Origin of the sequence: Bacillus australimaris (genome assembly GCF_001307105.1) — a bacterium.
Taxonomy (GTDB): domain Bacteria; phylum Bacillota; class Bacilli; order Bacillales; family Bacillaceae; genus Bacillus; species Bacillus australimaris.
This window is the reverse complement of record NZ_LGYN01000010.1, coordinates 1-9948: the sequence shown is the minus strand read 5'-3', so window position 1 is coordinate 9948 and position 9948 is coordinate 1. Positions and strand designations below refer to the sequence as shown.

Genomic DNA, 9948 nt, shown 5'->3' with positions numbered 1-9948 from the left:
ATACGGAACTGGTCTTTTTTGTGTTTTCTTCTAACAGCATCATGATATAAGCTGGGAACTTCTCTTCTGCAATCTCCATATATCGTTCAATCATCACGTAATCATCACTAATGTATTGAGACAGAAGCTCGTACCACCATTCTGTTTCGTAGCGGGCAATCATACTCAGGTTATACATTAATAAGTAATGGCTGATGATCTCAGGAATCCCCAGAAAAGCATCTCGTGTTGATGGTATAAACCATTGATCCATTTCTAAATCATAATGAAGATGAGTAGCGAGTGCAGGATTTTCTTCAAGAAATACATCAAACGTCAGTTTTTTAGCTTCTCTCTGTTTGAGCTTCCAGCTTGTATGAAACTCAAAGTATTCAATAAAGCGTTCAGCAGACATGTTATAAAGTAATGGAATATGATCTTGAACTATCATTCCATTCGCCTTTTCTACTTTCACTAATGTCGAGGGCTGCTTTTGAAATTCAAGAATATGACCCATTTCAGGTATTTTTGATAGGAGATGGATCATTGTAAATCGTTCATCTTCCAGACCATTTAAATGAAATATATTTTTTAACACATGCATACATAGTCCATTTCTTTGGATTTTTACTTCATCTTCACTAAAACGGTAATGCTGTTTCTTTCTCTTTCTCGATGTTACGCCATGAGCTAAAACAGAGGTTTGAGAAGGATAGTGGGGATCAACTGTCAGTAAACATGCCTTTAGCAGCTGTGCCATTCCATAAAACAATAAAATGGGTTTAAGTTCTAGGGGCGCGATTGCTGCTTGTTCGTAGAACGTATGACCATGTTTTAGAAAGTAAATAAATCGTTCACAGTTTTTATAGGCTTGTTGGTTTGCATCTAGAATGTTCCGTTTTTCATATTGTTGAAATAGAAACTTTTGGGAGGTTTCGAGCGAGTAAAAACGTTTTAAATCCTTCCATCCTGAACTTTTCATCTTCTTCCTCCACTCTCTTTATATTTTCTAAAAATTGCAACTGTTTGTTGCTTCCTTGACATGCTGTTTCCTAGTTGATAATCTACATATAATATTTTGCCGAAAAGAGGGGGATTTACTAATGTGGGAAAGTAAATTTTCAAAAGAAGGTTTGACGTTTGACGATGTTTTGCTTGTTCCAGCAAAGTCTGAAGTACTTCCGCGTGATGTCGATTTATCAGTTGAGTTAACAAGCACGTTAAAGCTTAACATTCCAATTATTAGTGCAGGAATGGACACAGTGACGGAATCACAAATGGCGATTGCAATGGCACGTCAAGGCGGTCTTGGTATTATTCATAAGAACATGTCTATTGAGCAGCAAGCAGAACAAGTGGATAAAGTAAAACGCTCAGAGCGCGGTGTTATTACAAATCCATTTTTCTTAACACCAGAGCATCAAGTATTTGATGCAGAGCATTTAATGGGTAAATACCGTATTTCAGGTGTACCGATTGTCAACAACGAACAAGATCAAAAGCTTGTTGGTATCATTACGAACCGTGACCTTCGTTTTATTTCGGATTATTCAATGAAGATTAGCGACGTGATGACAAAAGAGGAACTTGTGACAGCTTCTGTTGGAACAACATTAGAAGAAGCTGAAAAAATCCTACAGCAATACAAAATTGAAAAATTACCTCTTTTAGATGACGAAGGAACGTTAAAAGGTCTCATCACCATTAAAGATATTGAAAAAGTGATCGAATTCCCTAACTCCTCTAAAGATGCACATGGCCGTTTAATTGTTGGTGCCGCTGTTGGTGTCACTGGCGATACAATGACACGTGTGAAAAAATTAGTCGAAGCCAATGTTGATGTCATTGTCATTGATACAGCACACGGTCATTCTCAAGGTGTTCTAAACACTGTATCGAAAATCCGTGAAACGTATCCTTCTCTTAACATCATTGCTGGTAATGTTGCAACTGCTGAAGCAACAAAAGCATTGATTGAAGCAGGAGCAGACATTGTGAAAGTCGGTATCGGACCAGGATCTATTTGTACAACACGTGTTGTTGCAGGTGTCGGTGTACCACAAATCACAGCGATCTATGACTGTGCTACAGAAGCAAGAAAACATGGTAAATCTATTATTGCAGATGGTGGAATTAAATATTCAGGTGATATCGTGAAAGCACTAGCATCTGGCGGACATGCAGTTATGCTGGGAAGCCTTCTAGCAGGTACATCTGAAAGCCCAGGAGAAACAGAGATTTTCCAAGGTAGACGCTTTAAAGTTTACCGTGGTATGGGTTCTGTCGCTGCAATGGAAAAAGGAAGTAAAGATCGTTATTTCCAAGAAGATAATAAAAAATTCGTTCCTGAAGGGATCGAAGGCCGTACACCATACAAAGGGCCAGTCGTTGATACAGTGTATCAACTAGTTGGCGGTATTCGTTCAGGTATGGGTTATTGTGGAACACAGGATTTACGTACTCTTAGAGAAGAAGCACAATTCATTCGTATGACTGGTGCTGGACTTCGTGAGAGTCATCCACATGATGTACAAATTACAAAAGAATCACCAAACTACACAATTTCTTGATAAAATGTGACAATCAAATTACATTTGACAGGGTCTATGACTCTGTCTATTTTTTTTGTCTTTATTGTGATAAAATTTATACTGTTGTGTTGAAATAAGCCCTTGTGGATTAAATATATATGAAATACGTCGAAAAAGATGAATACGGAGGTATGACGATTGAACAGCAAGATGTTGAAACAGCTTATGGTCTCAATCCTTGCATTGGCATTGATTGTTTCAGTGTTTACACCAATGTCCAAAGCAAAAGCGGCTGAAGATCCATTCAATGTGAATGCGAAAGCAGCGATCCTTATTGAAGCTTCTACAGGTAAAATTCTTTATAGTAAAAATGCAGAACAAAGACTGCCTATTGCAAGTATGGCCAAGATGATGACAGAGTATTTATTGCTAGAAGCGATTGCTGAAGGCAAAGTGAAATGGGATCAAACGTATACGCCAGATGATTATGTATACGAAATTTCTCAGGACCGCAGTTTATCCAACGTTCCTTTGAGAAAAGATGGCTCGTATACAGTCAAAGAACTATATCAAGCAACGGCTATTTACTCGGCAAATGCAGCAGCGATTGGTTTAGCAGAAGTAATCGCTGGATCAGAATCAAAATTTGTTGAAAAAATGAATGCAAAAGCGAAAGAACTTGGTTTAACCAACTACAAATTCGTGAATGCAACCGGACTAGAAAATAAAGATTTACATGGCCAACAGCCAAAAGGTACGAGTCCTGATGAAGAAAGTGAAGTATCTGCAAAAGATATGGCATTGCTTGCACAGCATCTCATCAAAGACCATCCAGAAATTCTTAAAACAGCAAGTATTGCGAAAACAAAGTTCAGAGAAGGCACAGATGATGAAATGGACATGCCTAACTGGAACTTCATGCTTAAAGGACTTGTGAAGGAATATGAAGGCGTAGACGGTCTGAAAACAGGTTCTACGGATTCAGCTGGTTCTAGCTTCACAGGTACAGCAAAACGAGGTGACATGCGTGTCATCGCAGTGATCTTGAATGCAAAAGGGAATCTTCATACAGCACGTTTCGACGTGGCGAAAAAACTGTTCGACTATGCGTTTAAAAACTTCTCGATGAAAGAAATGTACAAAAAAGGTCAACAGATCAAAGGGCATGAAAACATCGAAGTTGATAAAGGTAAAGACAAAGAAGTACCGGTCGTCACGAAAGAAGCCTTCTCTGTACCAGTAAAAACTGGTGATGAAAAGAGCTATAAAGCAAAAGTAAACATGGACAAAAAGAACCTAGAAGCTCCTATTAAAAAAGGAACGAAGGTTGGCATGCTGACCACTTCTTATTCTGGTGATGAGAAGGACTACGGTTATTTGAATAAAGACCAATCAGGTGTTGAGCTTGTGACGAAAACAGGCGATGAAAAAGCAAATTGGTTCATCCTTGCAATGCGTGGTGTAGGTGGATTCTTCGCCGGCATTTGGGGCGGAATCGTTGACACAGTTAAAGGTTGGTTCTAATAAAAAACTGCTCTCTATGCATGAGAGCAGTTTTTTTATCGTTAAAAGAAAAGAGATTGTTTCTGGTTTTGAGGTGAAGACAAAGCCTGCTGAAAAATATCACATAACTTTTCCACGCCCTCCGTCAGTGCTTTTTCATTCACATAAGAAAAGCTGAGACGGATATAATTCTGTTTTGGCTCTCCAGGATAGCAGACAGAGCCGGGCAGAAAGGTAATTTGCTGCTTACGTGCCTCATGCAACAGTGCCCGTGTATCGACCCAGGAAGGAAAGCTAAGCCATAAATTGAGCCCGCCCTGCGGAATTTGCCACGTAACATCTTTCGGTGCATGCTTCATTAACACATCTATCATTAAATCACGTCTCACTTTCAAGGCGGTTCTTAGCTTCTTCGTATGATCAATCATTTTCTTCGATGTCAGAAACGGCAATATGGCTTTTTGTGTGAGGAGAGGACTGCCTAAGTCATTATTGGCCTTTGCAGCTAATAAACGGTTAAATATAGAGCCTGACGCTGTAATAATCCCAATTCTGCATCCTGGAGCCAGTGTTTTACTTAATCCTCGTAAATAAATGACATGACCATCATGATCCATGCTTTTAATAGGTGCTGGCGGCTTCTTTTCAAAATACAGTTCGCGATAAGGATCGTCTTCTACAATGAGACAATCAATGCTTTGAGCCAGTAAGAGAAGCTGTTTTCTTCGCTTCATCGACATACTGGCACCTGTTGGACTGTGGAAAGTAGGAGTCGTATAGATAAGCTTCGGTTTATATTTATCACAAATGCTTTGAAGCTGCTTCATATTCATTCCTTCATGATCGACAGGAACCGTAATGATTCTTGCTCCTCTCCCCATAAAAACATCAATGGCACCTGGATAGGTCGGAGCCTCCATGACGACCACATCGTCCGGTCCAACAAATGTACGTGCCACTAAATCAAGTCCTTGCTGAGATCCACTTGTTACAAGAATATTTTCAGGCGTAGAAGGTACATTTAGCTTTTCTAAAAAAGACTGAATCACCTGTCGAAGCTGAAGATCGCCTTGTATTTCTCCATACTTCGACATGATTTGAGGATGTCTGGCGAGTACATGCTGCATTTCTTTTTCTAAATACCGGTTTGGCAAAAGTCCTGGATCGATCATAGAGGAAGAAAGATTAATGGCTTCCTCAACATAGTGATACTGGGCGAATTGAGACCTTGGTAAATAATCTGGAATCGACAATTGCCAATCGAAAGATGTAGTTGATGGAACCGGGATGTCTGCTCGCTCCTGCAGTTCATCCACAAAAGTCCCTTTACCTTGCACAGTCGTTAAATATCCGTCGTCCTTTAATCGTGTGTATGCCTTTGCAGCCGTGACAAGACTCACATTCAGCTGTTTTGCTAAATCACGTACAGTTGGCAGCTTTTCTCCTTGCTGCAGCAAACCTGATTGAATGTGATCAATGATTGAAAAGTAAATCTGATTTGAAAGAGATGTATCAGAGTGTCGATGGATATCAATATGCATGAGAACCCTCCATAAAAAGCAAAATTGTTATACATGAGATTGAATTGTTATAGTCGTATTATAGCATGTAAATCACACTTAAAGGAGAAAATGACCTAATTATAGCTGGAAATCGTTTATATAAAAGGGTTTATCCTTTGTTATTTGCTGATTGGATTGTTATACTTTTCTCTTTATTGTTATACTTCCTCACTTGTATGATAAAGATGTTGAATCAATCGAATAGACAAATGGGAGGAAACTATTGTGAGCAATAAGGGAACTGAACGAGTGAAACGTGGAATGGCAGAAATGCAAAAGGGTGGCGTCATTATGGATGTCGTCAATGCAGAGCAGGCAAAGATTGCAGAAGAAGCAGGTGCTGTGGCAGTCATGGCACTCGAACGAGTACCAGCTGATATCCGTGCAGCAGGCGGTGTTGCCCGTATGGCAGACCCAAGGATCGTCGAGGAAGTACAAAATGCAGTAACGATTCCAGTCATGGCAAAAGCACGTATCGGCCACATCGTCGAGGCTCGTGTTCTTGAAGCACTTGGTGTTGATTATATCGATGAGAGTGAAGTGCTGACGCCCGCAGATGAAGAATTCCATTTAAATAAAAATGAATACACAGTACCTTTTGTCTGTGGATGCCGCGACTTAGGTGAGGCAACCCGCCGTATTGCAGAAGGCGCTTCTATGCTTCGTACGAAGGGAGAACCTGGGACAGGGAACATTGTAGAAGCTGTTCGTCATATGAGAAAGGTCAATGCTCAAATTCGTAAAGTATCGGCCATGAGTGAAGATGAACTGATGACAGAAGCTAAAAATCTTGGCGCACCTTATGAATTATTGCTGCAAATCAAAAGAGATGGCAAGCTGCCAGTTGTGAACTTTGCAGCTGGAGGCGTTGCGACACCAGCAGATGCTGCGTTAATGATGCAGCTTGGAGCAGACGGTGTATTTGTCGGATCTGGTATTTTTAAATCAGAAAATCCAGCGAAATTTGCAAAAGCGATTGTGGAAGCAACGACTCATTTCACAGATTACCGTCTCATTGCAGAACTTTCAAAAGAGCTTGGAACAGCTATGAAAGGAATTGAAATTTCAAATCTACTGCCAGAAGAACGTATGCAAGAGCGTGGCTGGTAATTAAGGGAGCGCAAACGAACATGCTGACAATTGGTGTACTAGGGCTTCAAGGAGCGGTAAGAGAGCATATTCAATCGATTGAAGCCTGCGGCGCAGAAGGAAAGATCATCAAACGTGTAGAAGAGCTAGCATTCGTTGACGGTCTGATTATTCCTGGTGGAGAAAGTACAACGATGAGAAGACTCATGGATACGTACCAATTCATTGACCCGATCAAAGCGTTCGCTGCAGAAGGGAAGCCGATTTTCGGGACATGTGCCGGTTTGATTATGCTGGCAAAGCATATCGAAGATCGAGAAGATGCTCATCTTGGACTGTTAAATGTATCTGTTGCAAGGAATTCTTTTGGCAGACAGGTAGACAGCTTTGAAGCAGATTTAGAAGTAAAAGGACTGGATGCGCCGTTTACAGGGGTATTCATTCGTGCGCCTCATATCATCAGTGCAGCAGACAGTGTAGAAATCATGGCTGAGTATGATGGCAGGATCGTGATGGCGAAAGAAAACAATATCTTAGGTTGTTCTTTTCATCCAGAGCTGACAGACGATCACCGGTTAACACAGCTGTTTGTTGATATGGTGAAGTCCTATAAAGCGAAGCTTGCTGTATAAAACGGTTGAAAAGAGATAAAACTTATAGTACATTAAAATCACAATCAAAGATCGAAAAAGCGTTGACGGGAAATAGTAAGAAGCCCCTCTTTCTCAGAGAGCCGATGGTTGGTGAGAATCGGTGAAAGATGCATTCTGAATCCATCCTTGAGCGAAATGCTGAAACACGAGAAGTAAGCATTTACGGTGATGCCGTTACAGAGGAAAGAGGAAAGCATGCTTCTGCATGTTTTCAATCAGGGTGGCAACGCGAGAGCTCTCGTCCCTTTCATGGGATGAGGGCTCTTTTTATTTTTCGATAAAAAAAGGAGTGTTACACATGCTGGATATTAAACAACTGCGCACGGACTTTGATCAAATCAAAGAAAAATTAGCACACCGAGGCGAGGATTTAGCGGATTTTGATAAATTTGGTGAGCTAGATCAAAAAAGAAGAGAATTAATTGGGAAAACAGAAGTATTAAAGAGCCGAAGAAATGAAGTTTCACAGCAAGTGGCCGTTCTAAAAAGAGAAAAGAAAGACGCCGATCACATTATACAAGAAATGCGTGAGGTAGGAGACGAGATCAAGAAGCTGGATGATGAGTTAAGAACAGTGGAAGAAAGCCTGCAGCATATCCTGTTCTCAATTCCGAATATCCCTCATGACTCTGTACCGGTTGGCGAAACAGAAGATGACAACGTGGAAGTGAGAAAATGGGGCGAACAACCAGCTTTCTCATTTGAGCCAAAACCACATTGGGACGTAGCTGACGAGCTAAACATCCTTGATTTCGAACGTGCAGGAAAAGTAACAGGGAGCCGTTTCGTTTTTTATAAAGGGCTAGGCGCACGCTTAGAGCGCGCATTGTATAACTTTATGCTCGATTTACATGTGGATGAGTTTGGTTTTACTGAAGTGCTTCCACCTTATATGGTCAACAGAGCGAGCATGACAGGGACTGGACAGCTTCCAAAATTCGAAGAAGATGCTTTTAAAATTCGTGAAGAAGATTACTTCCTCATTCCAACAGCTGAAGTGCCAATTACCAACATGCATCGTGACGAAATCCTTGAAGGTGAACAGCTGCCAATCAACTATGCAGCATTCAGTGCTTGCTTTAGATCAGAAGCTGGATCTGCCGGCAGAGATACACGTGGACTCATCCGCCAGCACCAATTTAACAAGGTAGAGCTCGTGAAATTTGTCAGACCAGAAGATTCTTATGAAGAATTAGAGAAGCTAACAAATCAAGCAGAAAAAGTGCTGCAGCTATTGAACCTGCCATACCGCGTCATGAGCATGTGTACGGGAGATTTAGGCTTCACAGCTGCGAAGAAATACGACATCGAGGTATGGATTCCGAGCCAAAATACGTATCGTGAAATTTCTTCTTGCAGTAACTTCGAAGCATTCCAGGCGAGACGTGCAAATATTCGTTTCCGTCCAGAGCCTAAAGCGAAGCCAGAGCATGTCCACACATTAAATGGATCTGGTTTAGCAGTAGGAAGAACCGTGGCGGCCATTTTAGAAAACTATCAACAAGAGGACGGCACAGTGATGATTCCTGAAGTACTGCGTCCTTACATGGGAAATAAAGAAGTGATGAAATAAGATGCCGCCATGGCATCTTATTCTTTTTACCAAAAGTCCTACAGCTTTACTAAATTTAGCCGATATAAAGACTAAAATCTTCTAGGAAAGAAGGAATAACCTTGAATAGGCTTGACTATTATGTTGAAATGGCTCAAATAATCAGGAAGGTTCTAGATGAAAGTATTCTTTTCGCTATTGCAGATACAGAAAAGGTGCTTTGCTATTACCCATCTAACACAATAGATTTTGGTATGAAAGTTGGGGACCCGTTGAACCAAGAAGACCAAAATGTGGCGACGACATTAAGAGGGCAAGAATATGACGGTCATTTACCAGAGTCACTATATGGTTATGAAGTGGCTGTAAAAGGTTACCCGATTTTTGATGAAGATAGAAAAGTCATTGGCTCTTTTTTAGTGGCATTTACATATCATCGTGAAAAGAAATTAAGCGGTTATATGGACCAAATCAATAAAGTAGCTAAAGAACTCCAAGGTGGAATTGAGCAAATTGCTGCACATTCACAAGAACTTGCTGCTACAAGTTTAGAAATAAGCGAACAGGCAGGAAGAGCAGAGGAGAAATCTGCGAATATTGAAGAAGTCGTCAAAACCATTGGTGGGATTGCTAGACAAACAAATCTGCTAGGTTTAAATGCTGCAATTGAAGCTGCAAGAGCAGGTGAGAATGGAAAAGGGTTCGCTGTCGTGGCTGATGAAGTGCGTAAATTATCAGATGGCTCGAAGGAAGCGGCTGAAACCATTAATACATTTTTAAAAGAAATCCAAGACAGCATTGGCACTTTGTCTGAAAACATCTCGCAAATCAGCAGCTCAACAAATGAACAAGCCAAACAAGTGACAGACTTCACGAAAATTATCGAATCATTAAATGAGTTTAAAGTAGAGATGAATCAGTTTATTGAAGAAATGAAACAGGATACGAAATAGATCAAAAGCGGCCAATAATGGCTGCTTTTTTTATAGGCTAATTATCGTGCTAAAATAACATATTGAAATTTTTTTCGAAAAGATGTTGACTTGAAATAAAATGATATGGTATATTAATTCTTGTCG

7 protein-coding genes, 1 pseudogene and 1 other annotated feature are annotated in these 9948 nt (G+C 40.5%); of the genes and pseudogenes, 6 read left to right on the top strand and 2 right to left on the bottom strand.

All coding sequences use genetic code 11. From position 1 onward, the window contains the following. A partial coding sequence (locus tag AKG37_RS06580) for a YaaC family protein (RefSeq protein ID WP_060698085.1) occupies positions 1-961 on the bottom strand: 961 nt, incomplete at its 3' end. 121 nt (positions 962-1082) lie between these two features. Here AKG37_RS06580 and guaB point away from each other — a divergent pair. Together guaB and AKG37_RS06570 are read left to right on the top strand one after the other, a co-directional pair. Then, positions 1083-2549 carry an IMP dehydrogenase gene (gene guaB / locus AKG37_RS06575; protein WP_060698084.1) on the top strand — a complete coding sequence of 489 codons (1467 nt, stop codon included), beginning with the start codon at positions 1083-1085 and terminating at the stop codon, positions 2547-2549. A 159-nt stretch (positions 2550-2708) separates the two neighbouring features. Next, a complete protein-coding gene (locus AKG37_RS06570; RefSeq protein ID WP_060698083.1) occupies positions 2709-4034 on the top strand; it encodes a D-alanyl-D-alanine carboxypeptidase family protein in 1326 nt (441 codons plus the stop codon). 41 nt (positions 4035-4075) lie between these two features. Here AKG37_RS06570 and pdxR read toward each other — a convergent pair whose 3' ends face one another. Next, a complete protein-coding gene (pdxR, locus tag AKG37_RS06565; protein ID WP_060698082.1) occupies positions 4076-5554 on the bottom strand; it encodes a MocR-like pyridoxine biosynthesis transcription factor PdxR in 1479 nt (492 codons plus the stop codon). A 246-nt stretch (positions 5555-5800) separates the two neighbouring features. Here pdxR and pdxS point away from each other — a divergent pair, with 246 nt between their 5' ends. The 4 genes and pseudogenes from pdxS to AKG37_RS19360 all read left to right on the top strand — a co-directional run. Then, complete coding sequence (pdxS, locus tag AKG37_RS06560; protein WP_060698081.1) at positions 5801-6685, top strand: pyridoxal 5'-phosphate synthase lyase subunit PdxS; 885 nt, start codon at positions 5801-5803, stop codon at positions 6683-6685. 20 nt (positions 6686-6705) lie between these two features. Continuing rightward, complete coding sequence (pdxT, locus tag AKG37_RS06555; RefSeq protein ID WP_060698080.1) at positions 6706-7296, top strand: pyridoxal 5'-phosphate synthase glutaminase subunit PdxT; 591 nt, start codon at positions 6706-6708, stop codon at positions 7294-7296. Between the two features lie 53 nt (positions 7297-7349). Next, positions 7350-7566: a binding site (T-box leader), on the top strand. A 49-nt stretch (positions 7567-7615) separates the two neighbouring features. Beyond that, on the top strand, positions 7616-8890 hold the full coding sequence (gene serS / locus AKG37_RS06550) for a serine--tRNA ligase (RefSeq protein WP_060698079.1): 1275 nt from the start codon (positions 7616-7618) through the stop codon (positions 8888-8890). Between the two features lie 596 nt (positions 8891-9486). Further along, positions 9487-9822: pseudogene (locus AKG37_RS19360) on the top strand (methyl-accepting chemotaxis protein); the annotation flags it as partial. Between the last annotated feature and the right edge of the window lie 126 nt (positions 9823-9948).

Coding starts and splice junctions, on each gene's coding strand:
- guaB (WP_060698084.1), top strand. CDS start 1,083: ATGTGGGAAAGTAAATTTTCAAAAGAAGGTTTGACGTTTGACGATGTT.
- pdxR (WP_060698082.1), bottom strand. CDS start 5,554: ATGCATATTGATATCCATCGACACTCTGATACATCTCTTTCAAATCAG.
- pdxT (WP_060698080.1), top strand. CDS start 6,706: ATGCTGACAATTGGTGTACTAGGGCTTCAAGGAGCGGTAAGAGAGCAT.
- serS (WP_060698079.1), top strand. CDS start 7,616: ATGCTGGATATTAAACAACTGCGCACGGACTTTGATCAAATCAAAGAA.